General features: G+C 45.0%; 27 protein-coding genes and 1 tRNA gene. 23 read left to right on the forward strand and 5 right to left on the reverse strand.

The window, feature by feature from the left end:
• Window positions 1-16 precede the first annotated feature (16 nt).
• The gene (locus SAE01_RS06270) at window positions 17-367 is read left to right on the forward strand and encodes a hypothetical protein (RefSeq protein ID WP_147202821.1); all 351 of its coding nucleotides are present in this window, start codon (window positions 17-19) and stop codon (window positions 365-367) included.
• Here SAE01_RS06270 and SAE01_RS06275 read toward each other — a convergent pair.
• Window positions 364-1,047 (reverse strand): hypothetical protein, encoded by a 684-nt coding sequence (locus SAE01_RS06275; RefSeq protein WP_147202822.1) that lies wholly within the window; start codon window positions 1,045-1,047, stop codon window positions 364-366. The genes SAE01_RS06270 and SAE01_RS06275 overlap by 4 nt on opposite strands.
• A gap of 269 nt (window positions 1,048-1,316) precedes the next feature.
• Here SAE01_RS06275 and SAE01_RS06280 point away from each other — a divergent pair, with 269 nt between their 5' ends.
• The 7 genes from SAE01_RS06280 (at window position 1,317) to SAE01_RS06310 (ending at window position 11,311) form a co-directional block, all read left to right on the forward strand.
• Complete coding sequence (locus tag SAE01_RS06280) at window positions 1,317-3,926, forward strand: hypothetical protein (protein WP_147202823.1); 2,610 nt, start codon at window positions 1,317-1,319, stop codon at window positions 3,924-3,926.
• A 4-nt stretch (window positions 3,927-3,930) separates the two neighbouring features.
• Complete coding sequence (locus SAE01_RS06285; RefSeq protein WP_147202824.1) at window positions 3,931-6,369, forward strand: hypothetical protein; 2,439 nt, start codon at window positions 3,931-3,933, stop codon at window positions 6,367-6,369.
• A 3-nt stretch (window positions 6,370-6,372) separates the two neighbouring features.
• Window positions 6,373-7,395 (forward strand): hypothetical protein, encoded by a 1,023-nt coding sequence (locus tag SAE01_RS06290; RefSeq protein WP_147202825.1) that lies wholly within the window; start codon window positions 6,373-6,375, stop codon window positions 7,393-7,395.
• 10 nt (window positions 7,396-7,405) lie between these two features.
• Complete coding sequence (locus SAE01_RS06295) at window positions 7,406-9,286, forward strand: DnaJ-like cysteine-rich domain-containing protein (protein WP_147202826.1); 1,881 nt, start codon at window positions 7,406-7,408, stop codon at window positions 9,284-9,286.
• Window positions 9,283-9,990 carry a hypothetical protein gene (locus SAE01_RS06300; RefSeq protein WP_147202827.1) on the forward strand — a complete coding sequence of 236 codons (708 nt, stop codon included), beginning with the start codon at window positions 9,283-9,285 and terminating at the stop codon, window positions 9,988-9,990. Before SAE01_RS06295 ends, SAE01_RS06300 begins: the two co-directional genes overlap by 4 nt.
• A 181-nt stretch (window positions 9,991-10,171) precedes the next feature.
• The gene (locus SAE01_RS06305; RefSeq protein WP_147202828.1) at window positions 10,172-11,101 is read left to right on the forward strand and encodes a hypothetical protein; all 930 of its coding nucleotides are present in this window, start codon (window positions 10,172-10,174) and stop codon (window positions 11,099-11,101) included.
• 24 nt (window positions 11,102-11,125) lie between these two features.
• On the forward strand, window positions 11,126-11,311 hold the full coding sequence (locus SAE01_RS06310) for a hypothetical protein (RefSeq protein ID WP_147202829.1): 186 nt from the start codon (window positions 11,126-11,128) through the stop codon (window positions 11,309-11,311).
• Here the strand turns inward: SAE01_RS06310 and SAE01_RS06315 are convergent.
• Together SAE01_RS06315 and SAE01_RS06320 are read right to left on the reverse strand one after the other, a co-directional pair.
• Window positions 11,308-11,574, reverse strand: a complete 267-nt coding sequence (locus SAE01_RS06315; protein ID WP_147202830.1) for a hypothetical protein — start codon at window positions 11,572-11,574, stop codon at window positions 11,308-11,310. The two genes, SAE01_RS06310 and SAE01_RS06315, sit on opposite strands and share 4 nt — an antisense overlap.
• 5 nt (window positions 11,575-11,579) lie before the next feature.
• Window positions 11,580-11,792: a hypothetical protein gene (locus tag SAE01_RS06320; protein ID WP_147202831.1), complete on the reverse strand. Its 213-nt coding sequence runs from the start codon at window positions 11,790-11,792 to the stop codon at window positions 11,580-11,582.
• 80 nt (window positions 11,793-11,872) lie between these two features.
• Between SAE01_RS06320 and SAE01_RS06325 the strand changes: the two genes are divergently transcribed.
• Window positions 11,873-12,451: a hypothetical protein gene (locus SAE01_RS06325; protein WP_147202832.1), complete on the forward strand. Its 579-nt coding sequence runs from the start codon at window positions 11,873-11,875 to the stop codon at window positions 12,449-12,451.
• Between the two features lie 31 nt (window positions 12,452-12,482).
• Entirely contained in the window at window positions 12,483-13,097 is a 615-nt protein-coding gene (locus tag SAE01_RS06330; RefSeq protein WP_147202833.1) for a hypothetical protein, read from the forward strand.
• Window positions 13,098-13,151: 54 nt separating this feature from the next.
• Here SAE01_RS06330 and SAE01_RS06335 read toward each other — a convergent pair whose 3' ends face one another.
• Both SAE01_RS06335 and SAE01_RS06340 read right to left on the reverse strand, forming a co-directional pair.
• Window positions 13,152-13,406: a hypothetical protein gene (locus SAE01_RS06335; RefSeq protein ID WP_147202834.1), complete on the reverse strand. Its 255-nt coding sequence runs from the start codon at window positions 13,404-13,406 to the stop codon at window positions 13,152-13,154.
• A gap of 16 nt (window positions 13,407-13,422) precedes the next feature.
• The gene (locus SAE01_RS06340; protein WP_147202835.1) at window positions 13,423-13,608 is read right to left on the reverse strand and encodes a hypothetical protein; all 186 of its coding nucleotides are present in this window, start codon (window positions 13,606-13,608) and stop codon (window positions 13,423-13,425) included.
• Window positions 13,609-13,727: 119 nt separating this feature from the next.
• Here SAE01_RS06340 and SAE01_RS06345 point away from each other — a divergent pair, with 119 nt between their 5' ends.
• From SAE01_RS06345 to SAE01_RS06405, 13 genes are all read left to right on the forward strand, one after another.
• Window positions 13,728-14,129 carry a hypothetical protein gene (locus tag SAE01_RS06345; RefSeq protein ID WP_147202836.1) on the forward strand — a complete coding sequence of 134 codons (402 nt, stop codon included), beginning with the start codon at window positions 13,728-13,730 and terminating at the stop codon, window positions 14,127-14,129.
• A gap of 7 nt (window positions 14,130-14,136) precedes the next feature.
• Window positions 14,137-14,208 (forward strand) — tRNA-Met (locus tag SAE01_RS06350).
• Between the two features lie 30 nt (window positions 14,209-14,238).
• The gene (locus SAE01_RS06355) at window positions 14,239-15,150 is read left to right on the forward strand and encodes a hypothetical protein (protein ID WP_147202837.1); all 912 of its coding nucleotides are present in this window, start codon (window positions 14,239-14,241) and stop codon (window positions 15,148-15,150) included.
• Window positions 15,151-15,183: 33 nt separating this feature from the next.
• Window positions 15,184-16,308, forward strand: coding sequence for a hypothetical protein (locus SAE01_RS06360; RefSeq protein WP_147202838.1), 1,125 nt, complete (start codon window positions 15,184-15,186; stop codon window positions 16,306-16,308).
• The gene (locus SAE01_RS06365; RefSeq protein ID WP_147202839.1) at window positions 16,308-16,805 is read left to right on the forward strand and encodes a hypothetical protein; all 498 of its coding nucleotides are present in this window, start codon (window positions 16,308-16,310) and stop codon (window positions 16,803-16,805) included. Before SAE01_RS06360 ends, SAE01_RS06365 begins: the two co-directional genes overlap by 1 nt.
• On the forward strand, window positions 16,802-17,401 hold the full coding sequence (locus tag SAE01_RS06370) for a hypothetical protein (protein ID WP_147202840.1): 600 nt from the start codon (window positions 16,802-16,804) through the stop codon (window positions 17,399-17,401). Before SAE01_RS06365 ends, SAE01_RS06370 begins: the two co-directional genes overlap by 4 nt.
• Window positions 17,388-17,966 (forward strand): hypothetical protein, encoded by a 579-nt coding sequence (locus SAE01_RS06375; protein ID WP_147202841.1) that lies wholly within the window; start codon window positions 17,388-17,390, stop codon window positions 17,964-17,966. The genes SAE01_RS06370 and SAE01_RS06375 overlap by 14 nt, the downstream gene beginning before the upstream one ends.
• Window positions 17,967-17,987: 21 nt before the next feature.
• Complete coding sequence (locus SAE01_RS06380) at window positions 17,988-18,446, forward strand: hypothetical protein (RefSeq protein WP_147202842.1); 459 nt, start codon at window positions 17,988-17,990, stop codon at window positions 18,444-18,446.
• A 44-nt stretch (window positions 18,447-18,490) separates the two neighbouring features.
• On the forward strand, window positions 18,491-19,333 hold the full coding sequence (locus SAE01_RS06385; RefSeq protein WP_147202843.1) for a hypothetical protein: 843 nt from the start codon (window positions 18,491-18,493) through the stop codon (window positions 19,331-19,333).
• A 74-nt stretch (window positions 19,334-19,407) separates the two neighbouring features.
• On the forward strand, window positions 19,408-19,704 hold the full coding sequence (locus SAE01_RS06390; protein ID WP_147202844.1) for a hypothetical protein: 297 nt from the start codon (window positions 19,408-19,410) through the stop codon (window positions 19,702-19,704).
• 8 nt (window positions 19,705-19,712) lie between these two features.
• Window positions 19,713-22,373: a right-handed parallel beta-helix repeat-containing protein gene (locus SAE01_RS06395; RefSeq protein WP_147202845.1), complete on the forward strand. Its 2,661-nt coding sequence runs from the start codon at window positions 19,713-19,715 to the stop codon at window positions 22,371-22,373.
• Window positions 22,370-22,963, forward strand: coding sequence for a hypothetical protein (locus tag SAE01_RS06400; protein ID WP_147202846.1), 594 nt, complete (start codon window positions 22,370-22,372; stop codon window positions 22,961-22,963). Before SAE01_RS06395 ends, SAE01_RS06400 begins: the two co-directional genes overlap by 4 nt.
• On the forward strand, window positions 22,960-25,995 hold the full coding sequence (locus tag SAE01_RS06405; RefSeq protein WP_147202847.1) for a T9SS type B sorting domain-containing protein: 3,036 nt from the start codon (window positions 22,960-22,962) through the stop codon (window positions 25,993-25,995). The genes SAE01_RS06400 and SAE01_RS06405 overlap by 4 nt, the downstream gene beginning before the upstream one ends.
• The last annotated feature ends 1 nt before the right edge of the window (window position 25,996 follow it).

Here is a 25,996-nt window from a genome sequence, read left to right on the forward strand (position 1 = left end):
TGATATTATGAATGCAATGGAATTAAGGAAAGGTAATTGGGTTCTTTCGCCTTCACCAGTACAGGTTGAAACGATAGGTTATGAAGGTATCAATATTGACTCTTTCGGAAAAACATCGTATCCTTTTGAAAAGTTAGCAGGTATTCCAATTACTCGGGAGTTATTGGAGGAAGCACATTTTATAGAAGGGGAAAAGGAGTTTCAGGGCTATATAATGAGTGTACTTGAGAGGGAAGGTAAAATGGAGATATATACGTTTGAAGACAAAACAACTCTTATTGAATTCCCTTGTCAGTATGTCCACCAGTTACAGAATTTACATTTTCATTTGATGGGGGATGAGCTACCTCAGCTCAGCTTCATCTAATAAATCTTACGAAAGGTGGTTCTTGAATACGTCTGCGTGTAATATCCCGAAACTACCTTTGTTAGGTAGTGCTCCACATATGGATGGGTATCAGCATCTAAAGAAATGCACACAGAACAATCAGTATTTTCTACAAACGTTAATCCTCCCTTTTCACCGTTGTTATATTGTTCACTAATATCCTTTATAAACTCTTTAATGCTATCACCATATACTGCTAATAAAAAAAGCCTTGTTTCAATATCACTTTTAGACAACCCGGCCAAATTGAAACAAATGTTTCGATCTCTTAGTACCGGATTATTCGGCAGTTGAAGTTCCAAACCAAGCATTAGTGACACGCCTGAAGGAACAATACCAGTTGCCCATAGTATGTTTTGGACAAGTTTAGATACATATCCTTTCGCAGTAGCAAACACCTTCTTTTTGCTTTCGTAAAAGTCAGCGACCATTAGTTTGAGAAGTTCTCTTCCTATTTCTTTCCCAATTTCTGCTAGGCCCAAAGCCACTGCAACCTCAACTGGCGTTAGTATAATTTGGAAATTATCGTTTGGACCTGCAAGCGCTCCTTGGGGCTTCACTTCAACCGCTCCAATTTCAGAAAACTTGCTATAAACCTCATCCCCATTAACAAAGCCACTAATTAATGGACCATTAGCTGAGTATATTTTGATATCCATCACTCTTAATAATATATTTAAGGATTAGGGTTAAAAGTAACGTATTAGTTACTTCTTTTTACTTTCGCGGCACTGGTACTTCTACTAGCTTTTTCGCTTTTGATGAAATCGCTTTTTCTTGTTCGCTGTGCATCTTCTAAATATTTGCTTCACAAAGACCTAAAATCAATAAGATAACATAATTATCAATAAGATTTTATATTTTTAATACTTCGAGGCGTTAAGAAAGCCTAACACAGAACACTCCCGCTATAATTTCCCGCTCGGAAATGACACAAAACATACTGGTTCAGTTTGACAGTGATACTTCCGGTATTGCCGAAGGTGCGCAAGCTTTAACGGCCCTCAGTGCAAAGGAGAAAGAACTTGTCGCCACCTTTGAAAAGGGAGTTACCCAGACCAATACAGCATTAAAAACATTTGCGGATAATGTAAAGAACGTCGACAAAGCATCTGTTGGCGCTTTCGGCACTAAAGGGCTGCAGGAGTTTCAGAAGGTGGTACAGACTGGCGCGAGTGAGATTAAAGTTCTTGATTCGGCGCTGAAACTGGCAAAGAAGAATCTCGACAATTTCAAGCCCGACAGCAAAGAATTTAAGGTACTAAATCAGGAGATCGCCAAGGGTGAAGCACTGATGAAGGCGCTAGGCGTTATCTCCCAAGGCACAAATAAAGAATTTAAAAACTTCCGTTCGGAGTTAAACGCCACCCGCTCTGCTATGCAGGAGTTGGAGGAGGCGGGGCTTGAAACGTCAGACGCTTTTCAGCAGTTAGCGGCCAGGGCCGGGCAGGTTCAGGATCAAATAGGTGACACCCAGCAAAGGATTAAGGCCCTGTCATCCGATACGGCAGGCCTTGACGCGGTTGTTGAAGGTGTGCAAGGTGTAGCGGGCGCATTTCAATTTGCCTCCGGTGTTACCGCCTTATTTGGCAATGAGAACAAAGAAGTACAGGAAGCGCTTGTGAAGCTGAACGGCATCATGGCAATTACCCAGAGCTTACAGCAGGCACAAAACTTTTTAAGGGGTCAATCGATATTGAGGTTGAGGGCTGAGGCACTGGGTAACTCAATACTTGCAGCATCAACCAGGTTAACGGCCGCCGCTTACGGGGGGCTAGGTGTAGCGGTAACGGCAACATCAACAGCTTTCAAAGTACTGAGGGCAGCAATAATAACTACCGGTATCGGTGCGGTCGTTGTCGCGATCGGTTTTCTAATTGAGAAGCTTTCCTCCCTTACCAGCACAACAAAGGATGCGAGCGAAGCGCAAAAGGCACTCAATGAAAATCTCGAGCAAGCAAACGACGCGGCCCTGCAAGCCGGCCTGGCATTCTTAGGACGCGAAGAACAAATTGAAGAAGCAAGGGCAAGAAATAGGGGCGCGTCTGAAGCACAAATACTAGCTATAACTGAAAAGTACGCAAGGCTTCGAAATGAGCAACGCGAGAAGTATTTAAAGAACAGCGGCAACCAGTATAAGATTGAGGAGGATATCGCCAACGAGAATACCAAGTTAGAAGTTGACCGGCTTGACTTTTCCACCGACGCAAATAAAAAAGCGCACGATAAAAAGATTGCTGACGACAAAAAAGCTGCTTCAGTTCGAAAGGATCTTGCACAGCGAAACGCGACAGCCTTATTTGAAATTGAGCAAAGGAGATTAAAGCAGGAAGCCGACAGCTTCAAAGAGGGCTCGGACTCCCCCGGTCTTTTATTCAACATGCGTTTTGAGGCGTTGAACAACTTTGCAAAAAAGCAGGCCGAGCTACTGGATCTGCAAAGAAGGAACGAGCTAAGTAAGGACGGGCTTACCTCTGTCGAAAGACTAAACATTGAAAAGAATTACACCGCCGAGCTGCTGAACTTGCAAAGTGACGTTAAGGCAAAGCGTCAGGGTATTGAGCAGAGTTACACTGAGTTTCTTCGTTCCAATAAGGAGGCGCAGGCCGAGGAAGATAAACGGCAGTTTGCGGCCTTGGAAGAAAACGCAAAAAGCGGTGGTGACTTTTGGTTTAATGTTATGATTGAGCAGGCAGACGCTAGAATGCGGGCAGCCGATAAGGTGAGGGCAGATGACCTCGTAAAAGAAAAAGCCCATCAAGAGGCAAAGGCCAAAATAACGCAGGCGGCCTACCAGGTGGTTTCAAACATCGCTCAAATATTCGCCCAGTCATCACAGGCAAACGTTGACGAGGAAATACAGCAAATAACGCAGCTGAAGGACCATAAGATTATAACAGCCGAGGAAGCGGATAAAAGAATCAGAACCATCCGGAGGAAGGCCGCCGCTGACGAAAAGAAGATGGCTATATTTTCCGCTTTACTTAGCCAGTCACAGGCGGTACTTGCCGTACTGGCTGATAAGACTATTCCCGCTATTATCAAACCCTTTGTAATTGCCGCCACGATCGCCTCCAGCCTTTCGCAGTTGGCGCTTATTATCTCAAGACCTCTTCCGGCATTCAAAACGGGCGTTATCGGTTTGCAAGGTCCGGGAACCGAAACCTCCGACAGCATTATTGCGAGGCTTTCTAAAAACGAGAGTGTTATCAAGGCATCAATGACGAGGAAGTGGAAGCCCGCGTTAACCGCCATAAACGAGAACAGGTTTGAAAGCTACATTGCCAACATAAAAATGCCTGAAATGAACTACGGCAATTTTTCAATGGCGAGAGTGCCCAGCGGTTGGAACTCGGGCAACTCAGCGCCAGCACTTGATTATGAAAAGCTAGGGCAAAGCGTGGCAAGGCATGTGGGTAAGGTGTCAGACATAAGCCAGCTGGACGTAAACATTGATAAAACCGGGATCCATGTGATTGCCAAAGAGGGCAGCGACAGAACGGAGTACCTCAACAATAAATACAGATTTAAACTTTAAATAAGTGACCTGGAGATTTACACTTATACACGACGGTACAGAAACGGTTATACAAGAGCCCTATGGCTGGGACAGTATGACCAAGACCGTCAGGCGTGACCTGTCTACCCACGGTGTCTTTTTCGACTTTTCAGATAATGATCTGCAGTTCGAAGAAGAGGCTTATTTTATTATAAAGGAGGAGTATATTTTAAAGGCGATTGACGGCAATATAGGTTTGAGGATAGAGTGGTTGGGCGCTTTTAATTACTGGCTTTTCTATACTGGTAAACTTGATTTTGCAAGCTACAATGAAGTGTGCGGGGAGAGCTGCTCTATAAAATGCGGGTTGCAGGCATCTGAAACCGAACTTCTGATAAAGAACAGGACGGACACATCGGTCGACCTTACCGGCAATATTGCTTACGACGGTGTCACGGTCCTTGATGACTACCCCTTTTTAGACCGTGAGGTTGATATACCGAGCAAGTCATTACTGGTTACAAGCAAGGCGAGAAATTTAACGGATAACCAGTCGATCAATTTTGCTGATGACTTCTACTGGAAGGATAACACGCTTATTACAAAAGTTTTCTTTACCGCGATCCTGCCCGGCTTCAAAAGCATTGATTACACCGAAATTGGCGACACTAACTTTTACGACCAGCCGCAGTACCTGTCAGGCGCCTTTAATAACATTCCCGCTGAGGGATCCGTTCCTTTTATTGAGCTAAAAGTGCCGCCCGGGCTTTTGTGCCAGTACGACAACTTTATTATTGACTTGGATTACCACGGCAGTGTTTCGCAGTCGGCAAGCTCCGGAGTTTATACAAAAGCAAACCTGATTATTCTTAAGCTACCTAAAGGGCTTGACGAAACGGACCCGGCCAGCTACACTTCCATTTTTAACGAGACGGCGTGGTTCAATCTTACCGGTAATGGAACAACGAGCTTCTCCAACCAAGCGAACGTCACGGTAAGCATGAACTTTGGCGACAGGCTGTACTTGTATTACTTCCTGGTAAAGAGTGACCCTTCGCATATAAGCTCATTCTTTTTCACCATGGGTGCGGGCAGCTACTGTAAAGTGACCGCAAACTCTACCTGCCCGTCATCACGAATAAAAACTTATTTCTTGCATGAAGCGGGAAGCAGGATAGTCGAGCACATTACAAACAACCAGTACAAGTTTAAGAGCGAGTATTACGGGCGCACCGACAGCGAGCCTTACGCTTACGCTAACGATGGGTGCGGCGGCCTTAGAACCCTCTCAAACGGCCTACAAATACGAAGGGCAATACTACAGGACAACACACCACCTAAAGTGTTCCTTTCATTCAAAGACTTTTTTGAAAGCCTGAGCGCGATTGACTGCATAGGGATGGGTATTGAGAACACCGACGTAAGGGTTGAGCCGATAAAGTATTTCTACAGCGATGAGATAATTTTCGTTGCTGACCTGGTAAATGAAATAAACACGACTGTTCGGAACGAGTGGAATTACAACCAGTTCAATTTCGGCTATGACAAGTTTGAGGTTGAAAGTACAAACGGGCTCGATGCCATGCATACAAAGCGGCAGTACAGGTCACCGTTGAGTAATACCGATACTAAACTCGAAAAGTTTAGTAAGGTGATCGCGGACCCCTACGCAATCGAAGTGACGAGGCGCAAATTCGGGCTATCGGATGACTGGCGCTATGATGCATCCGCTTTTCTCATTTGTTTAAAACGCAGCGCCCCTTATTCGATTTCACTTACCGGCACGTTTTACTATACGAGCTTTTATACTTCCAATGACGCAAGCGCGATCCATAAAGGCGATATACTTACAATAACAGGAAGCGGGGTAAACAGCGGAACGTTTACCGTTGACTTTGTTAGCACGTTTGGAGGCGGGACCGACACCGCAATTTATTTTGCTGAGCCCGTTACTCTTGAAGGGCCAATAACAATAGGGGTTATACTCTTGCAGGCTAGCGTAACCGTTGACCAGGGCAACATCACTACCCCGGAAAACATCTTTGACCCTGCCACAGTAATAAACTACGCAATTACGCCGGTAAGAAATGCAATGCGCTGGTTTAAGTGGTTCATACAGGGGGTGAGGGATTACGCAAACGCAAAGGCTTTGTTTAGTAGCGGGGAGGGAAACTTTGTTGCAAAGGGATTGAATAGCGGAACGTGCGTAGTTGAAGGCGAGGCAATAGCTGAGAACGCACCGATCGAGCTTGCTTCTTTCGCGGATCCCGATGACGCAAGGCCTTTTACTGTTCCTGAGAAGGTGGTGTTCAAGTACCCAATGGGATTAAATGAATTTGTTGACGTGTCAGTTGCAAAGTATGGAAAGGTGCAATACAGGAGAGCAGCAAAAGACCCGTGGAGCTACGGTTGGATTGACACGTTGAAATATTCGCCCAATGATGGAGAGGCGGAATTTACATTAATAACAAGTAAAGAGTAAAAGATGTCGCTAACAATAACAAGCCCGAAACATTCATTTGTAAACTTCAACGGAGGCCTAACCGATTTCGTTATTCCAGCTTATAAAAGCGTTGGCGTTGCTTTTCAGTTTATGATTGACGCCGCGAGCCTGGTTCCTATTGATGACGCGGTGACTGTTCAAATTGCCGACCGCTACAACGGGTTTCTTTATTCGCACGCTTCACTTGTAGCAACAAACCTTTGTGCCTGGGGAAAGCTTACGGGCCTTGTCGACGCTGACTTCCCGGGTAACGTGCTAATAGGGCCAATGGCGGGAAGCTACCCAACAAAGCAGTCGTTGTTCGATAAAATAAACCAGCAGTTTGATGTTGGCATGAGCGAGTATGTATTTCCTTACTGCTGTGTCAACGCTTTGCCTTTCATTTCGTTCACCTTTAGGAATGTAAACAATGTCAACAAGGGGGCGAGCGTAACCTACTACAAAGGGCTTATGCAAGTGACCATTACGGAGAACGCGAACAGCTTATTTACTGCAATCCCTTCTTTAACCGAGTGCTTCAAATACGCTGTGGTTCACGGCAGCGATAAAGTTTATAGTAACCTCTTTAGAAAGGAAACAAATAACAGCTACCTGACTAAAATTACCTACAGCAATAATGAGGACTTCGCCGGCTTTGGCTATCCAAATGGAACGGCAATAAATTCTGTTTGGCTGCCCGCTTATCTGTATGAACCAAAGTATCCGGAAACAAGAAAGGTTTACAGGCGAAGCGACGGAAGCTATAAAGTACAAAGCGCAAGCATTGAGAAAGAGTGGGAAATGGTAACCGATTACATGCCCCGGTCTATGCATGAAAAAATAGTAATTGCACTTGGGCACGATAACATATACCTGCTGAATAAAGAGATCGACAGCTATGTTAGCAAGAAAGACGAGTATGATATCGACTGGCAAGAAAGGGTTTTGGAAGCGCAGGCAAAGTGTAAAGTGCTGGAGCCGTTTGAGGCTAGGAATTCAAATTGTGAAAAAAGAGTAAGCTGTTAAATAATAACGTATGCCAACAATACTATCACCCGAGGAACTTAAGGCGCGTTTTTCAGGAACCAAAAAAAGCGTTGCTTGGAATGACAGCGTACTGCTATACCATAAGCTGAAGGTACACGCTGAGGGTGAAATGCCTATCCACCTGATTAAGGCAGCAAGGCCGAACGAAAGCGAAGCCGTGCGAACCTACAGGCAGAGTATTTACGAGGCAGAAACTCAAAACCCAATACAACGAGTTATTTCTGTGCTCGAGAAAATAAGGCGGTCGCCCGATTGGATGATTCGCTTTCGGGATGACATACCCGCAATGATCACCAAAGAGGAAACGCTCGAAAGCTATATCGACGGCAAGTACCCCGTTTACAAAACGCTTGAGAACTGGTTATTTGAAGAAGCTTTAAAGGCAATTGCTTTGGACGCAAACGGCGTTTGTATTGTTATGCCGCAGGACCTGAATGTAAACGGTATGGAGTACATAAAGCCCGTTGCAATGATTTTTAACGCCCCTCAAATAGTTGATTTCGTTACGGACGATTACGTTATTGTTAGAAGCGACGAATACTCCAGCAAGCTTAGCACGGACGTACAACAAACGAGGGCCCAAGCAATAGCCGGATTTACCGGCAACCCGTTTCTTGACGCCTCAAGCAGCAACCGGGTTGACCTTCCTTACTCTACTTCGGCCATGGTTTTTTATGTCGTCGACAACTACTCATATCAGAAATGGGAGGAAGTAGACGGCGGGATGTACATGCTTACGCAGCAATACGTTCACGGGCTTAACTCACTGCCGGCCTTTCAACTGCCTGGCAAGTTTCATAAGCGTATGGGAAGCAGCGTTATTAAGACAACACCGCTTAACCCTATGGTACCGCACCTCAACAAGGCCGCAAGGGAAAGTAATGACCTGGATATTGGGGTTGTAAAACATTTGCACCCGCAGAAATGGAGGATTAATAACATTCAGTGCGGAGAGTGCTCGGGTACCGGAAAGACTCTTGTTTCAGGATCTACAACGCAGTGCAAAGCTTGTAAGGGCGAGGGAGTTTCTAACGGCAGCTCCCCAGTTGATGAGATTATAATAAAGCCAGCGGCTATTGGTGAGCAGAATATCCCGGTGCCAGCGATGGGCTATGTTGAAATGAATGTTGAGATTATTAAAATTCAGAACGAAAGGATCGAGGAGCATTTATACAAAGCGCTGGCAGCGGTCAACATGGATCACCTAAGCTCAACGCCGCTTAATATTTCCGGCAAGGGTAAAGAGCTTGACCGGGATGAGATGAACAGCGTTATAAGCTGGTTTGCTGAAAGCCTTGTTTTTGTTGCTGATCATGTTTGTAAATGGGTAAATGAACTGAGGTACAAGGGCGTTGTTGCTGACGAAGTGAAGAGAAACGACATGCGGCCGATTATACCGGTCCCGGAGAAGTTCGATATCATCAATACAACCTTTCTTATTACCGAGTACAGTACGGCAAAAACAGCGGGGCTGAGCTCTACTATACTTGCCGAACTTGAAAAGGAAATTGCTCAGAAGAAGTTCTACTCTAATGATGAGGTTTCCGGATTCGTTCAAACGGTGATGGATTGTAACCCGTTGCTGGGTTTAAGTATAGAGGAAAAGAGCCTGTTGTCAGGTAGCGGGCTGGTAACAAAGGAGGACGCTATTATGAGCGTTTACATCACTGACTTTGTTAACAGGGCGCTCGAGGAAGATAAAAACTTCCTGGATAAAAGTAAGGTTGATAAGCGTAAAATACTGCTGCAGTATGCAACAGAAAAAGCGGCCTTGCTAAATACAGCGGCCACCATGGCACAAGATATTTTTGAAGGTGGTGCACCCGCTAAAAAGGAGCCAGCCGATAAGGAAGAAGGAGTTGCCGCGTGAAGTTAATCTCATACCATAGCAACCTATACCTCGACACATTCAAAGAGCACGTGGAAGAAATTAAGGCCAAAGGTTTCGATACGGTCCTTTTTTGCATCACTGAAACGGACCTTTTCTTTAACCTGGGAACATTTAAGGAATTGCGGGAATATGCAGAAGGCGAAGGGCTGAAAACGTGGGCGACATTTTGGGGGCTCACTGCTGGCGAGGCAATTTGTAGGGAGTGCGACATTGCAAAGTGGGTCCATGCGGTAAAAGAAACCGGGTTTGGGAATGTAATGATTGACGAGCCTAAGAACATGCAATCAATATCGGCGTTCTTGGATTTTAGCCACCTGTTAGACTTTCACCTTTGCCTTTGTGACAAAACATTTAGCGCATTGTCTGATTATGAGCTAACCTCTTTGCCGGTTCGAAGCCTGGGCGTTTCCTGCTACCACTGGACCGATAACTGGTATAAGATCAGGAAGAGGACGGCGGCGACCGCTGAGCGCCTGCATTGGCTAAGGCCCGAGGATAATTTTATATTTATACAAGGCTTTGATATACCTGAAGGAATGGAAAAGCTGCCGGAAGTGGTGAAGGAAACGTGCGAGCAATACCTTATTACAAATTTTGCCTTTTGGAGTTTCAAATGTACCGCGGCCACAAGTTCAAAGAGGCCGGTTAACCATAGGCAGATTTGGGAAAGCATACAGTTTTAAAGTGGTCGAATTTGACGGGTTTAAACAAAACTATTGTAAGGATACAACACGTAGTTTTACCTTTTTTCTTCCACTCATTCTGTAAAACGTTGATAACTAAGCAGTAGTATTGGAAGAAGCTTTTACCTTTTTTGGTAAAACTACCGAAAAAACATTTTTATTGTAAGAATACAAGGCCTTTATGAGCGACATTTCAACCATACTGAAAACGATTGAGGGGGCTGTAGACAAGCTTTCCTCCCATGCTTCCGAGAAGCAGGCCGGCGTATTTAAAAAGCTGGTTGGAATGCTTAAGGCGCTTGAAACAAGGCAAGACGCTATTCTTAACAATACGAAAAACCTTAAGCTTATCAACAACATTAAGGTTGAGCTGGAAAGGATAATTGTTGACGACCGGTATAAAAAAGAAGTAAAGGAATTCGTTAGTTCTTACAATGACGTTCAGGAGGTAAGTAATAAATACTTCTCCAGCTTCGCGTCGAACTTTTCACCAAAAGCGGCACTAAACGCAATCAGGAAAACGGCGGTTGAAACTACTTTAAACGGCCTTACTGAAACAGGCATACAAGCGGGAGTGACCGAGGGAATGCGAAAGATCTTGCTCAGCAATATGACTGCCGGCGGTTCTTACGCCGATATGACCGAGCAGCTGAGAAAGTATATGCTTGCTGACGAAAATACTCCAGGCGCTTTAGAGCAGCACGTGAGAACGTTTTCAACTACAGCAATCAATCAGTACAGCGCGGAGTATAACAAGGCAGTAGCTGACGATCTAGGGCTTGAGTGGTACGTCTACACCGGGTCACTGCTTACAACCTCCCGGCCTTTTTGCATTAAGGCGGTCGAGAAAAAGTACATTCACGTGAGCGAGTTTGAAACAATACTGGAGGGTGACTTTGGGGAGTTTGGTAAAGTAGGAATAAGTAAGTCAACAGGCCTGCCCGCTGGGCTAATGAAAGGAACGGACAAAGGTAATTTAATCAGGAGGCGCGGTGGCTGGGCGTGCGGTCACCAAATGATTGCGGTTGCTGAGTTGATAGTTCCGAGAGCAAAAAAGGACTCGGTTTATTCGTCCGTCGATTATAAATTGTGGAAGATAAAGACGGCTTAAAAAACATACAACCCTTAGAAAATAATGGATAAGCTTTACCCTGAATTGGTGGAAGGTGTGACTTCTATCATTGCCCGCTCGCGCTGTCACGAAGAGGGCTTTTTACAGGACCCGAGGTTGGCGGCTAAAGAGGTTCTGAAGTATATACACGATAAGAAGCTAATGGTTGGTGAGCCGGAAAATATTGAAGCTTTAGATAGGGAGTATTAGCTTGAGTAATTCTCTTCAACTGCCTTAACTACTTCTTTATTTTCAGGCTTCGCTACGACGAATCTGCTTTGCCTGAAGGAGTACTCCTGTCCATTGGGATGACAAGGATTAGGTAACTCATAAAACACATACGCTTTTTTGCTGTCAATAGAGCTGACAACTTCTTCTTTCAATGTATATCGTTCTCCCTTTACAGGTAAGTTTTCAAATCCAGCTTTTTGCTCAGCTGTGAAAACATCATTTATACAGAGGAATTCATTCATATTGCTTAAGCGTTAGGAAGCTTCAAAAGTACATTCTTTTCTTTGTGCTCGTGGAAAATGCAGCCGAAGTTTCGGTCTGTCATTACGCTGGTATCATCGACGCTGTCAAAGTCCTGAGTAACCTTAAGCCTGTCAATTGTCATTTCGTTATTACAAGCTCCCCAGGTTGAGTGGACGAACTCCCAGTGCTCGCAGCTTTCGCAGAACTTATCAGGCATTTAATATATTTCCGTAAATGTAGGGCGCCAGTTCCTTAACTTTTACCAAATGAATCAATGTACCTATGTCAAATTGATTTTTGTATTTTGTTTTAATGGTAACCGTTAGAGAGCTTTTAACTACGTTTTGGACTCAGACAGCGTTTGTCCTTACGGGTATTTTTGCCTTAATATTTTACCTTATTAAACGCCAATATGATCTGGGGAGCAAAAAAGCAGAAATAAGGTTTAATGCTTTTTTTGAGAAAAAAATCCTTTCGCTAATGTCATTTCAGGAAGCCTATGCGAAATTCAGTGATGTTTTTGCAAATGGTCTTCCTCTCTTCTATACTCAAGATCTCAGTGACCTAGAAAAAGAAAAGGAATTAATCACAAAGTTGACTATGGAAATTTACGCCGCTCATGTTATTTTTTCAAGCAAATACCAGCAGCTCAAACTGTTCCTTAGAGAGGGCGAGCGGGAGAAGTACAGACCGATAATGAAGAATTTCCAACGCTTGTCTCAGGAGTTGGTTTTCTATTTGAAATCTGATGAGGCTAAGAAAGAGCCGGCGAAGGGTTTCGATCGCATCAGCAACTCCTATGTTTCGGATTTTAAAACAGGCGCAGACGCCCTGCGAGATATTATTGTAGAATTTCAGAAGGAGGTGGGGTATTAATAAATTTTTATTTGTTTTAAAGTCAAATGTTATGGACATATTTTCTGCTATTACTGGTGGGATAAAACTAGTTTTAGATTTCTTTAATGTAATTAGAGGAGTAAAAAAGGAAGAAAAGGATTCAAGTAAAAAGATATTTTCTCCCAAAACAATTTCAGCTATTCGGCTTCAGACAAAGTACCTCCAGCAGGATATCAAAAACCTTAAAGCGGCACTTAATAAGGACGATCCACAAGAGCTTCGAAAAGAATACGCAAACTTTATAAAGACTTTCAACGCTTTCCTTCGAAAAATTTTACAAATTGACATCCTTTTATTTGATCTATATTCGAAATCTATAGGGGGACTGCTGGCACAGTTAATGGGAAACGACTCGCGAATTTTAGAATACTTTAGTAGTTTGAAAGCTTCGCGAGATCGCTGGCAGTTAAGCGATAAAATTTCGTTCATCAAGAACTTTGAAATGTTAAAAGGCGAACTTGAGCGAATGGGGTTTGAAGGACGAGGAAGAGACGTAACGCACCCTATCTATCGCAAGGAAAAGTTGACAGCGGCACTAAACACTCTGAATAACAACTTGAACGGAGTTAATCAATATTTTGAAGACTTATTGAAAAATAACTGGACTCCCAAAGATTTATCCTGAAATGCAAGGTTCTAAAAATAGGGCCCATACAATAAGGATGTTAAGATTTGACTTTCATGGTTTTTCGAAACTATACATTTTCCTGTAGTCCCCAACCGTCCTATAACACTTACGGTTATACGAAAACCCGGCTGGTATTTGTTCCTCTAGCTCAATCTGCCCTTTTTTGTAAGTTATCATGTATCCTACATGCCGCGTAAAACCTTCATTTTCAAGAAAGGCAGTTGTAAGCTTTGCGCTGTTAGGTAGTTGAACTTGGCGCTGGCAGGAGGCAAGTAGTACGAGGGCGAGTAGTAGAGTATATTTCATAAAACTGATTCTCTTGTTAATGCAAATTCTCATGAATTTCAACCTCTTTGCCCTCTTTCAAATAAGCTTCCTTCAAAAGCCGCTCGATGGTTTTCTGGAGGCTTACAACACGCCCTTTTTCTTTTTTAAATTGGAGCTGCTTTGTATAAATTAGGTCCATTACTTTCTTATCTAAACTGTCATTTTTCAAGAGGATCGCCATAAGTGAAGTGTTATTGCTCTGTGTATTTAGCTTACAAAGTAAGTGTTTTTAGCCCTATATTAATCAAATAGATAAAATAATTATCAATAGGATTATTTTTATAGCACAATCATTCAATTATGTCAAAAGTTCTTCTCGTTACCGACTACGCGGGCGGCCTTCATATAACTCCAGTTGCTAACAAAGACTTCTACCAAAGCCGCAACAACGCGGTAAAGGACAAGCAGTTTAAGTTTAAGGAAATGGCGGAGGACGAAGCTTATAAGTTCGTTGAAAAGAACAGTGGTATTGACCCAGACTTTAAGGCTCCTAAGCAGATCAATAAAGTAATAGAGGATAAAGACGCGGAGATAAGAGAGCTAAGGGCCGCTTTGGCCGCTGCAAAAAAGGATCCTGAGGTACAGGAGCAAAGGGCAATTTTGAACGAGCTAAGCACTACGCCTACCTCAAATTCAGAGTACAGCCAAGCGGCTGCAGAACAAATTAAAGAAACTCCTGGCGCTAAGGCAAAAGGAAAATAAATAACACCGTGGGGTAGAGCAGCGGTAGCTCGGAGGCCTCATAAGCCTCAGGTTGGCGGTTCGATCCCGCTCCCCGCAACAAGTAACGTTTTAACTTAAATAGCTGTATATGCCAAAGTTCGGAGTATTATTAAATTCACTATCAGGAAAAGCCGGTATCAAACCAGACGATGAAACTTTAAAGAAGCTTCTTGCTTTTGTTGAGGTATCACAGTTTGAGCTACCTGATGAATTTGCTAACGCTCTTGAACGTAACCTGCTAACACAGGAAAGCGCGGCAGCTAACCCGGACGTTCGTTCTAAGATTTTTGCTGAAGCCTTAAACGGGGTAGACGCTGAGCTTGAAAGATCAGTTGGCGACTTTGAATTCGATGACAGCTTTAAGGGCGAATTGAAGGGCATTAAGAGCACGCACGAGAAGGTGCGCCGTATTACCGCCGGCTTGAAAGATCAGCTAAAGGCGGCCAAAGAAAAGGCCAACAAGACGGGTGACCCGAAGGACAAGGCGGAGGTTGATGTTTTAAAGAAGGAGATCGAGAACGCGAACACTCAAATGAATAATTTGAAGTTGATGCATCAGACCGAGATTGACAACCTTAAAACTGCGAACCTTAACGACAAAAAAGAGTTTACTTTAAAATCAAAATTAGCGGGCAAGCCTCTTCCAAAGAACGGGCTTCCACCTGAAATAAATATTCTTACGGCCAAGACACTGATTAGTCAGGAGATGGCAAAACAAGGTATCATTGTAACCTTTGACGAGGCCGGTAACCCGGTTCTTAAGCAAAGGAAAGACGGAGCAGATATCGACTACTTTGTAGACAACAAGAAGATCGATTATGACAACTTCGTCGACGGGGTGCTTGCATCCAACAAATTCGTACAGATAAATGACCCCAACCCCGCACCTAATCCGGGACAAGGTAACAATCCCCCGCAGCCTCAACGTAGTTTCCAAAGCAATGCCGGTGTAGTGTCAGAAATTGACGGCCAGCTTCGCGAGTTAGGAATTACAGTTTAGAGGCTACTCTCTCTAAATCTCCTTTCAACCATCATGGCAAACGGATTTGTGCCAGGACTGCTTTTAGCATCAAAGCAAGTTTACACAGGCGCGGTAGATCCATCTACCAAAATAACTCCATTGGGTTATTTAAGAATGCTATTGCGTAGAGGTATGATCACTAACGGGAACCCAAACCTTGTAAGTGCATCCATCGAAAACCAGGGTCACATTCGCAACGTGACAATTAAGTATAAGCAAAGAAGTACTGCCGGTAAAAGCGTAACTACAGACGATTGTAGCATACAGGCAACACCGGGCTACCTCGAGGCGACAATCCCATCATTGCTTTTCAGGAAAAATGGAACCTTCATTTCATACGATGAAATCAGAAAGTATGAAAACGAAGCTTCGCAGACCGTTATGGTTGGCAGACCAGCGCCACCTATGGGCATCATGCGCGAGCTGTGGGACCGTGTGATTGATAAAGGCCAGGGATTACTGCAGGACGTTGACAATGACTTGTTAACCGCTCAGGCCGCCGCTTTCGGTAAGAATGTAACTACCGGGCTTAATACTGCAAAGACAGTGAATTTTCCTTTGTCAACGGCTAGCAATCCTCTTGCCCAGGGTATGACGATGCTGATGACTGATATCATGGATAATGAAATCCCGCCTACTGATGTGGACATCGTGGGTAGCGGTTTGATCAACAACGTGTACATGCAAATGAATCTGAACACTCAGAACACGAAAGATCAAAATTACCCTAACATGTTCCCGAACCTTTACTGGGATTGGAACACGACCAGCAAGTGGGGCGCTAATCAGTTTGCAGTTTTCCAAAGAGACGCGGTTCAGTTCATCAATATCAATAAGTGGGGCGGCAATTTCGGAGGTGATAAGCTTTCTTCTTGGTTGTTTACCCTTAACCTTCCGTTGGCTGACAGCAGCAACAACAACGAGCTTTCAAGCTTCAAGTTTGACGCTCAGTTGAGGCATATTGATTGCCCTCAGGAAGTTGAGATTGACGGCGTACCAACGCAGGTTGACCGCGGTTGGGTGTTGGATTTAATGGCGAATTACAACCAGTTTAATATTCCTACTGACGCGTACAACGCTGCAGACCGTTTGACAGGCAACAACGGAACGCTTCGTTATACTGCTACCAACGCATAATGAGTTGCTTAAAAGACTATATCGGAATAGACGGCGTTATCCCAGCGGTAACGCCTCCTTCCGGTCTTTTCATTAACCGGGAGTTAACTATTCCGGTGCAGCACATAAGCAGCGTAGCAAGTACGTCGCAGATTGACCTTGCAACAGTTTGGAGCGAGGTACAGGATAAAGCAATAAAGAAGTTCATCATCAGAGTTCAACTGGGTATGCAGGAGCTTTTCAACTCTTGCGATGTAGACGAAGATTGGGTATGCGCCAACATTGAAAAGTTAGCAATGCCTTTCATTTACTACCTGGGCTCGGAGCTGATGATTGAAATAAAGCACACCAACAGAATTAACCGTTATACCACGATTGACAAGCACCGGGCCACCGAGTTAAAGTACGAATTCGACAACGAGTTCCAGGTTCAACTAAAGGCGGCTCTCACCCTTATCAATGCGGGAGAAAAAAGGGAAACGGGAAGCGTTTATACCTACGTCGAAGTGTTACCATGATCACCATTAAAACCAATATCGGCCAGGCGGTACAAGTGACCATCAAGAAACTTGAAAAGCTGGAGGATATGGATAAGCTGAACAGGGTAATTGCAACATCGGTCTTGGGTATGATGAAAACAAGGATCCACGAGAAAGGCCTCAATGCGGAAAACAAGCAAATAGGGACCTATTCAAAAGGGTACATGGTAATTCGTACCGGGTCCTTTGTAAATGCAAAGCGGGTTTCAAGAGGTGCAAACAAGGGCAGGCTAAAAGATGCCGGAGTTTTTACTGACAGGACCATAAGGCTTAGTAAAAGGGTACGGGTTTTCATTGGGGAAGATAAAGTTGAAAAAGGAAGGCCAAAGTATAACAGGACCAGCGACAATAAAGTTATCGCTTCACTTACCAGGCAGATGGAGAATGATATGAAAGTCATAGCCATCAAAAGCGGGAGTTACGGTATCGGTTACACCAACGCTTTGAACTACAACAAGAGCCAGTGGGTTGAGAAAACATATAAGCAGGAGGGCAGAATATTTTCTCTTAGCCCGGATGAAGTTGAGGCAGTTACGAACATAGCAAATCAATACGTTAAAGATGCCCTTTCTTGATGAAACAGTAGAAATACTAAATGACAGATGGGTTAATTCATTTAACTGTATCGGCGGCGAGAAGCACGCTTACGGAATTGCTGAAACGATACTGGTTGCAAAGGAAGATAATGAATCAGGGGCAATGATGAGATACCCCGGAGTGATTTGTAACACGGGTGAAGTAATGCAAATATCGATTAATGACCAGCTTGCAATACAGCTATACCATAAGATAGACAGCATTACAAACGGGATTGATACGAAAGGCGGCTTCGGTGACGAAGCCGGAAGAAATACCGAGGTGGCAAACATGAGTTTAATAGTTACCGCTTTCAGGAACCAGGTACTAAAACCGGCGCACTGGATTGAGGGAATATTGAAAAGCATACTGCCCGCTACCATGGACTTCCAAGCCGGGCAAACATCAGTGGTAAAGCCCGGAACAAGCTCTTTTGACAAGCTCGGTTTACTTGCCAGGGAGTTCTCAGAGGTTGAGCTAAACTACCCGGAAGTAATATTTTTTGAAATGAAATACAGAATAGAAAGCACATGGAAAAAAGGCTGCATAGCCCCATGTATTTAATAAAAAATCTTAAAAAAAAAAATGAAACGTTTTATCACTCCGCTGGTTTGTCTCTTATCGTTTGCCGCTATCAATGCGCAAACAAGTTCTAAAGTAACAATGCGAACAACGGCTTACAAGCTTTTTGACTACGGTCGTCAGGCGGTCGTTACTACAACCGACGCCACCCCTTTAAATATTGAAACCATTGCTATTGCAACGGGAGAAGCGGGTATTGTTGAGGTTCAGTGCGTAGGTGTTAACTCCGCTGGTACCGCAACGGTCACGGGCAGCACCATTGTAAGGTATATCAACAACGCCGGAACAATTACACTCGGCACCGCAAGCACACCCCTCGCAACAGTAACGGACGCCGGTATATCAGGAGCAACATTCGCGGTTGCTGTATCGGGTACAAACATCGTTGTAACGGTCACGGGTAAGGCATCAACTACTGTGAAGTGGAGGGCCAACACTCGAAAAGTAAGCGTGGCACCTTAAGGCTTTTTCACAACAACATTTTTTACAATAATAATTTTTTAAAAATGCCTTACATATCAACATACACAAGTTGCGACGATGGAGTAGTTGCGCCGCATTATTCGATGGGGTGCGAGGACTTGCCGGAAAAAGCAAGGATCAGACGGGGCGCTTGGATTCATTCGTCTGTCGTTGACCTAATTACTGCCGACCCTCGAAACGAGACGGTGTGGAATACGCATATTGCCACTGGCAAAGTAGTTATTCTTGCTGAGCTGTCAGGTACCATGGACGGGGGAAGCCCTAAGCTTGGCCCCGGCTTCGGTGACACAAAGGAAAGGTACCAGGGATCTGATTTCAAAGCAACGATTAAGGACGAGAACTATATTGAAAACTGGCCCCACTACCGTTCACTGGTCGGTAAGTCAAACTGGTACTTCTGCTATATCACGGGAACACAGGGCCACATTACTGGTAACCCGGTAACTGTAGCACCTAAGAACCCGATAACTGAGAACGTTGACGATAGCGTGATCTGGGAGGCAGAAATAAGCTGGTTTGAATTCTTTACCCCGGCACCTTTTAAAGCTCCTTTGGCTGTATTCGCAGCACCAATTGCACCGGCCGAGTATGACGCGCTGATTAAGTTCGACGTTTCAGCAACGCCAACTGCAGTTTCAGGCATTACGGGAGTAGCTGAAGAAATTGACGCCCAGCAAAGGCTAGAGTTCAACGCAACACCACCGGTTGTAGGCGGCGCACCGCAGACAATGGACATTGAGGTTAATGGCGAGCAAGAGGCATCATTCTCTTACTTGTCAGGCAGAAACGGTAGCTACTTCAGGTACACCGATAAGGCCGGCAATACTCACCAGGACCAGTTCATTAACGGTACTAAATCATTCTAAAATAACCTTTTAGGGCTAAGGGGAAACTATACAGGAATCCCTTTAGCCTTTGTTATTACCGCTCGCTGTAACCAATGGCAAACAATATACTACAAGGGATAAATTTTGTTGTGGCAACCGCAACGGGAACTTGGGAAAGCATCGGCCTAACTACAGCCGACACTCTTGAAGTTTACTCTTCCAGCCTCGGCAATATTGTAAGCTGGAGGCCGCATAAGTTGATAAACACCTTAAACTCCGGCGGGATCACAAAAGGGCAGGGCTACATGATAAATTCCAAGATTGAAAGAGATATGAACGTGTTTAAGCCAATGGAGGGAGGCGCGGGATTACTATTAGAAGACGGGACAGTTATACTTCCAGAAAGTTAAAAAAAGCAATGAACAAAAGACTATTAATATCGCTCAACCTCTTACTACTGTCAATCTTCTCCTTCTCGCAAGGGCAGAAGATTTCGCAGATGCCCATTTTCTACGGCAATATGAACGGGGTAATTACTCCAGTTGTTATTGGGGGGGTTAACCGAACGATTGATATTGGAAAGGCGCTCGAGGGTAATAAGCTGGTTAAGCTAAAGACACAGACCTCGTCTTACACACTTGGACTTTCGGACAGCTCAGGCGTTTTACTAAATGTTAACTCCCCCTCACCCGCAACGGTTACGGTTCCTAATAACTCCAGCGTAGCGCTTCCAATTGGAACACAGGTAAACGTAGGGCAAACAGGGGCCGGGCAATTAAGCTTCATCGCGGCGTCAGGTGTTACGATTAACACCGCAGGCGACAGCTTGAAGTTAAGAGCCATAAACTCTAAGGCCTCCCTAATAAAGATCGGCACCAACACATGGGACCTGGTGGGAGACCTTGCCACGCCGGACTTCTCGCACGTTACAAACGTGAGGCAGTTCAACGTTAAAGGCGATGGCTCAACCGTGGACGTTACGGCAATAAGGGCAGCTTTAGCGGCCACGAGGCACCCGTTTTTTCCTCGCGGCACATACATAATCAACGACGAAATAACTGTACCGGTTGGAACAGTTATAGAGGGCGAGGAGGGCACAATAATAAGGCAGACCGCGCTTAACAAAAACTCATTTATCGTACTCGGCAACACGACAATAAGGGGAGTGAGGCTCGAAGGTTTAAGCACCGGAACAGCGACCGACTACGATAAGAATAACGGCGTATTTATCAATGGCGACAACATCAAAATATCGGACTGCGTTATTACTGGCTTTCAGGCCGACGGCATACAAATAAGGAACTCTAACAATGTTTCGATTACCAATAATATTTTATACGGTAACAAGTACGGATTTTCACAAAGTACCGACATAGCTTTTTATTCAACGTCACCGAGCAAGGGCGCTATTATAACGGGCAACTACTGCCTTTCTAATAACAGCCAGGGCATTTGGTTTAACGCCAACGGTAACAACTCCGAGGCGATCATTTCCAGTAATATATGTATTACTAAGGCGGACGACGGTGTTTCAGACGTGACCATGCCAAATCTTATAAGAAGGCATGGGATTGAAACAAGTTATGGCGCTGGAACTAAGTTCCCTCTGATTGTAACAGGTAATATTTGTGGTAATACCAGGCTTTCCGGGATATACTCTCAAGGTAACCCAGCGCCTTCAGGAAGGGTAGTTATTACTAATAACAACCTTTTTAAAAACGGGCAGGAGACTGATTTTACACTTTGCCAACTAGGCGCGGGAATTTACATAAACACGCTCGGTGGCGAAGTGGTTTGTAGTAATAACCTGGTCTGGGATTATATGGGCGTGAGAGGTGGTATTACCTATAACGGAAGCTATACAAGCACTGACGTTGTAGGGGCGATAATTTCAAACAACGTAATTGAAAACTCGGGATATTTCGGAATTGATATAACTAATAAAAGCAGGAACCTTTCGGTTCAGGGGAACAAAATCACGAATTCAGCAAGAAATGATATTTCTTACGTTGGCGATGTACTGTCAAACGGCGGCGGCCTTAAAATAATCGGGAACACCTTTGTAAGAAATAATCATAACTACCAATCTGTTTTTTTAGACGCAGGAAATCAGCAAAGCCCGGGAGAGGTAACAAATAACACCTTCATAGGCGATGACGCTACAACAGCCACCGAAGCAAACGCGGCTATAAGGGCTATTCAACCTAGATGGTCAATAAAAAACAACAAGTTTAATAACTTCTATTACGGTGTATTTCTGAATCCGGAGATACAAGTAAACGGGAAGCAAAACAATTTCACCGTTGACTTTAATGAGTTTGACACTCTGCACGATGCAATCGTGATAAGAAAAGACGCCTTTAGCCCTGTTTATCCTGTATTCGGTAATGTATTTAAAAACGTAGTGAACCCCCTTTCCGGCGCTGGGTACGCGTCAGCGGCTTATATCGGAGAAAGAAACGGAACGCTAGTAAAATACTTTAACACCGCCCCGCCGACTAACGGAGCATGGCAGGTAGGCGACGAGGTGGTAAATACCGCCCCTACCTCAGCCGGAGTTAAAAGCTGGTTATGTACGACCGCGGGAACGCCAGGAGTATGGACCGCAACAATGGTTTCCACGCCCAGCCCTTCTTTACAAAACACAGTAGATGTAAGCCCCAATACAACTACCGACATCGGTTTTATAGGATCCCGCAGTAGGTACTATAATGCCTCATCGGCCGAAAACGGCCAAATCGGTACAAGTAATTCAATTCTAGGCGGAACGGCGAACAACCTTACAATTTATTCAGACACGAAAAAAATATGGCTAGGCACCGGGGGGTTCATTAGGCAGACAATAAATGAGGACGGCACCGTTGAATTTTCGCTCAATGTTTCGGGAATAGCCGCCACAGCATCAAATCATTTTGTCATCAAGTCACAGCTCGACGCAAAAACCGCGGCTTCAAATGCTGATGCCGCGAGCGCCAATGCCACGGATTTACCAAGCGCAATAACATTAATTAACGAGCTCAAGGCAATGATAAATTCGCTACAAGCGAAGCTGAGGGCTGCAACATTATTGACCCCGTGATAAAGAATATAGTTTTCCTTCTGTTGCTTTTGAGTGCGACAGCGGAAGCGCAAAAGAAGTCTGGTTCAAAGCCGACAGTTAAATCCTCAGTTGCCCTTTCCGGGGCCTACGCGAAGCGATCCGACTTGGTCGAGTACGTGAAAGCGGAGGACCTGAAGAGCTACCTTGACTCGTCACTGGTAGACGTAGTCACTGCCGACACCCTCGAGAATTACCTACAGGTATCAACCGCCAATAAGTCTTTTGCATCCACTATACACATACATAAGGACTACTTCAGTAAGCAGATTGTCTTTGCCCCGGTTCAACGTGGGTCTTACACACTAACCGCGCAGGATGACGGAAGATGGATTGATATTGACTGCCCGAAAAAGTGCACTGTAATTCTTCCCTCACCTGCATTATTCAAACCCGGGACACAGATAACAATAAGCAACATCGGGGGAACCAGGGTTGAGTTTTCACCAGTTCCGGGAGTTAGAATACTTACGGAGGGAAACGCAATTGCCCTTACGGGGTTAAATGCCATTGCCACCATAGTAGTTAAAAACGCTGACACTTACCAAATAGCCGGAAGTATTACGCCATGAAAAAGTTACTCGCCATATTATTTACGTTACAGGCTTCACTTGCCTTCGGGCAGCTGTCAAACCTAGGTGTTATTGCCGGCAGCCGTTCGCGGCCTGTTGGAGCGGTAGACACCTCGGCAAAGGCCCCGGTTACGCCGCCTGTTGACACCGTCGTGGTAACACCTCCGGGAGTTCCTACTTATACGCTGGCCTCGCCTTCAACAGTTAGCGTCGGCATATACAAGTCTGACGGGACACTGGTAAGAACTTTAGAGGCAGCTAAGGTAAAGGCCGCTGGCCCTTATAACATTGTTTGGGACGGCACCGACGACCTTTTGCAGGCCCAGCCGGTAGCACAGTACACGGCAAAAATTGCCACCAATAATATTATTTACGACTGGCAGGGCGTGATAGGTAATACCTCCACCAATCAGACGGGCGGTGATGTTCATAGATCCTTGGATCCCGCCATCGCCATGGTTATAGCGGGAACAAAAGCTTACTACGCAATCGGTTATGGAGAGGGTGAGGGCGGTAACGGTTCATTTTTGCTGAGCGACATTCAAAAGAAGTTGCTGCCAATGCCGTACGACGGTACAGGGCAAAATACCGAGATCATGGCCACCGACGGTACGAATATTTATTGGGCCGGGCATAGCAGCTTTGAACCTTCGAAATCTTTTGTATTTGCAACAAAACTCAGCGACAAAAGCGAGGTCATATTTTCTGCAGGTATTTCTTTTCAACCGCAGTTCGCCCACAACTACGCAAGCGCGATTGGTTACTTGGACCAGGACGACACTAAAATAACCGGGCTGGCGGTAAGCAGCAACTACATATTTATTTCCAAAAAGAACTTAAATCAAATCCTTGTACTAAATAAAACCACGGGAGCGGTTGCTCAAACGGTAACGTTTGGCGGTCCCGGGGCGTTGACAGTAAGCGGCTCGACCTTGTGGATAGCTTCGGGCAATGCTGCCACAAAAGCTACTATTAACGGCGACGGGACTATTACGACAACCGGCACTACATCTGCCTCAACATTTGCCGGGCCTATTCACATGAGCAATAACGGCTCTATTGTGGCCGTAATTGATGGCGGTAGCAGCCAGCAAATAAAGGCTTTTGACATAAACACGGGGGCGACGGCGTGGGTATTAGGCGACGCAAACGGGAACAATGTAAACCCAGCCGTTACAAATACCCGCTTTGCCTTTTGGAAGCGTGACCAGGAGACGGCGGCTAAGCTAGGCTACGGATCTATTGCTTTTGCCCCTGACGGTTCTTTTTGGGTTTGCGACCCGGGTAACTTCCGGATGCTGCATTACAGTTCAGCGACGGCGTACATTGAACAAATACAATACACCGGCCGCTCTTACAATCTAGCTGTTGACCTGGTTGATCACTCAAGGGTTATCAGCACAATGTTGGAGTACCAGGTCGACTACACCAGTTCAATAAAAAATAGCTGGGTTTTAAAGTATAACTGGGACGGCACGTTCAACTCAGCTTACGACCTTCTCGACAAGATTAAGCACATGCGCACCTATTCAAACGGGCGCACTTATGCTATGATGTTTCGGAAGGCCGGAGGTACTGAAATTGTGGAGCTGGACCCTGTCAACGGCATACGGTACACTGGAATAGTATTCACACACGTTGCAAAAATTTATGAAGACGGCAGCGTTGGTGAAATGCAGAACGGGGGAGTAGATGAAACACAGTATTTCAGGCGATACACTCACACCGGGTACTCAGGGGCAAACCCGACGTTTAGCTCAGCGGTATTGATTGCAATCCATACCAATACCTCAGCGAGCGAGCCTCGTAACGGTAGCATAAAGATCAACCCGGTAGAAGTTACAAGCACGGGCATACTTGCGCTTTATAAAGGAAGCAGGGTAATTGGTGAGCAAAACTCTTTTCATCTTGGCGGTTTTGACATTTCAACAGGAACGGTTAAGTGGAAAACGCAGCTATCAAATTTCGACGCATACACTGGTGACTTTCCTCGCGTAGACGCGTTTGAGGTAGGGAACTTCGGAAGCGAGCAGGGCGGGCAGGGTGACGTTGTTATCGCAAGGGACCGTTCAATATTTACTCACTATTACGGTGAGTATTGGAAGTCACCCGGGCAGACCAACATCTTTAACCATTACCTGGATAACGGCTTGCCGCTGGGCCAGTTCGGCATTACCTCAGACGAGGTTTCTCAGCCTGCAGATGTTAAGTTCGCGGGGAACGCTTTTTCTTCTGTACTTATAAAAGAGGGTAATGATTATTACATCTACCAAAATGACGAAAGCCAGCACGGTGGAACCCATAGGTGGAAGATTAGCGGCATAAGTACCATTGCTGAGCAAAGCATTACAATTCCTTCGAGTTTTGTAAGGACAAGCGAAGTTGTCACTGTTGGGTCTGACTTGATGGCCGGGCTACCGAAATTCTCATCTAATCTTCCCAATAACACAAACGGTTGGACGCGCTCTCCGGCTTCAAATGTCGGCACTGACTGGGAGGTAACAACCAGCAGACGTATATACGGGGCACGCAATAACCCGGACCTTTATATCACATGGAGCACGCCTCAAAATGCCAGTGTTACAAGGACATTAGGTAATAACACAAACGTTGCCGTTTGGAAAGTATCGGGTAAGGTTTCGTTCAATAGCACTATGCCGAGCGAGACTAATAAAATGGTCGTGAAGGTGCTTGACAACGCGGGAAAGATCATTGCCCAGTTCAACAGGGATATCAATTTTAGCGACTTTATTGTCAGGTACAAGGCAAACACAACGGAAGTCGGAACTGCTACCCGTGACCGTTATGAGTTAAGGGAAAAGAGGTCTAACGCGCTGGAGTTTACCAGGTCCGGCAATAACATTATTTATCAGTTTTCAAACTTCGCTCCGGTAACTCTGCCATTGGTAGACAACACCGCGGCAATAGGAAACCCGGCAAAGCTAGTCGTGGAGTTTCAGTATAACGGGGGCGGCATATATGGAAAGCATATTTCACTTGAAAACTTTGTTTATACAGGAAGTAACCAATAAA

The organism is Segetibacter aerophilus (assembly GCF_007991655.1).
GTDB lineage: Bacteria > Bacteroidota > Bacteroidia > Chitinophagales > Chitinophagaceae > Segetibacter > Segetibacter aerophilus.

Excerpts from the sequence above, each read along its gene's own strand:
- SAE01_RS06305 (WP_147202828.1), top strand. The coding sequence starts at position 10,172 with ATGAGCGACATTTCAACCATACTGAAAACGATTGAGGGGGCTGTAGAC.
- SAE01_RS06395 (WP_147202845.1), top strand. The coding sequence starts at position 19,713 with ATGAACAAAAGACTATTAATATCGCTCAACCTCTTACTACTGTCAATC.
- SAE01_RS06280 (WP_147202823.1), top strand. The coding sequence starts at position 1,317 with ATGACACAAAACATACTGGTTCAGTTTGACAGTGATACTTCCGGTATT.
- SAE01_RS06345 (WP_147202836.1), top strand. The coding sequence starts at position 13,728 with ATGTCAAAAGTTCTTCTCGTTACCGACTACGCGGGCGGCCTTCATATA.
- SAE01_RS06390 (WP_147202844.1), top strand. The coding sequence starts at position 19,408 with ATGGCAAACAATATACTACAAGGGATAAATTTTGTTGTGGCAACCGCA.
- SAE01_RS06370 (WP_147202840.1), top strand. The coding sequence starts at position 16,802 with ATGATCACCATTAAAACCAATATCGGCCAGGCGGTACAAGTGACCATC.
- SAE01_RS06320 (WP_147202831.1), bottom strand. The coding sequence starts at position 11,792 with ATGCCTGATAAGTTCTGCGAAAGCTGCGAGCACTGGGAGTTCGTCCAC.
- SAE01_RS06365 (WP_147202839.1), top strand. The coding sequence starts at position 16,308 with ATGAGTTGCTTAAAAGACTATATCGGAATAGACGGCGTTATCCCAGCG.
- SAE01_RS06275 (WP_147202822.1), bottom strand. The coding sequence starts at position 1,047 with ATGGATATCAAAATATACTCAGCTAATGGTCCATTAATTAGTGGCTTT.
- SAE01_RS06335 (WP_147202834.1), bottom strand. The coding sequence starts at position 13,406 with ATGAAATATACTCTACTACTCGCCCTCGTACTACTTGCCTCCTGCCAG.
- SAE01_RS06340 (WP_147202835.1), bottom strand. The coding sequence starts at position 13,608 with ATGGCGATCCTCTTGAAAAATGACAGTTTAGATAAGAAAGTAATGGAC.
- SAE01_RS06290 (WP_147202825.1), top strand. The coding sequence starts at position 6,373 with ATGTCGCTAACAATAACAAGCCCGAAACATTCATTTGTAAACTTCAAC.
- SAE01_RS06310 (WP_147202829.1), top strand. The coding sequence starts at position 11,126 with ATGGATAAGCTTTACCCTGAATTGGTGGAAGGTGTGACTTCTATCATT.
- SAE01_RS06295 (WP_147202826.1), top strand. The coding sequence starts at position 7,406 with ATGCCAACAATACTATCACCCGAGGAACTTAAGGCGCGTTTTTCAGGA.
- SAE01_RS06315 (WP_147202830.1), bottom strand. The coding sequence starts at position 11,574 with ATGAATGAATTCCTCTGTATAAATGATGTTTTCACAGCTGAGCAAAAA.
- SAE01_RS06360 (WP_147202838.1), top strand. The coding sequence starts at position 15,184 with ATGGCAAACGGATTTGTGCCAGGACTGCTTTTAGCATCAAAGCAAGTT.
- SAE01_RS06385 (WP_147202843.1), top strand. The coding sequence starts at position 18,491 with ATGCCTTACATATCAACATACACAAGTTGCGACGATGGAGTAGTTGCG.
- SAE01_RS06405 (WP_147202847.1), top strand. The coding sequence starts at position 22,960 with ATGAAAAAGTTACTCGCCATATTATTTACGTTACAGGCTTCACTTGCC.
- SAE01_RS06330 (WP_147202833.1), top strand. The coding sequence starts at position 12,483 with ATGGACATATTTTCTGCTATTACTGGTGGGATAAAACTAGTTTTAGAT.
- SAE01_RS06380 (WP_147202842.1), top strand. The coding sequence starts at position 17,988 with ATGAAACGTTTTATCACTCCGCTGGTTTGTCTCTTATCGTTTGCCGCT.
- SAE01_RS06355 (WP_147202837.1), top strand. The coding sequence starts at position 14,239 with ATGCCAAAGTTCGGAGTATTATTAAATTCACTATCAGGAAAAGCCGGT.
- SAE01_RS06375 (WP_147202841.1), top strand. The coding sequence starts at position 17,388 with ATGCCCTTTCTTGATGAAACAGTAGAAATACTAAATGACAGATGGGTT.
- SAE01_RS06270 (WP_147202821.1), top strand. The coding sequence starts at position 17 with ATGGAATTAAGGAAAGGTAATTGGGTTCTTTCGCCTTCACCAGTACAG.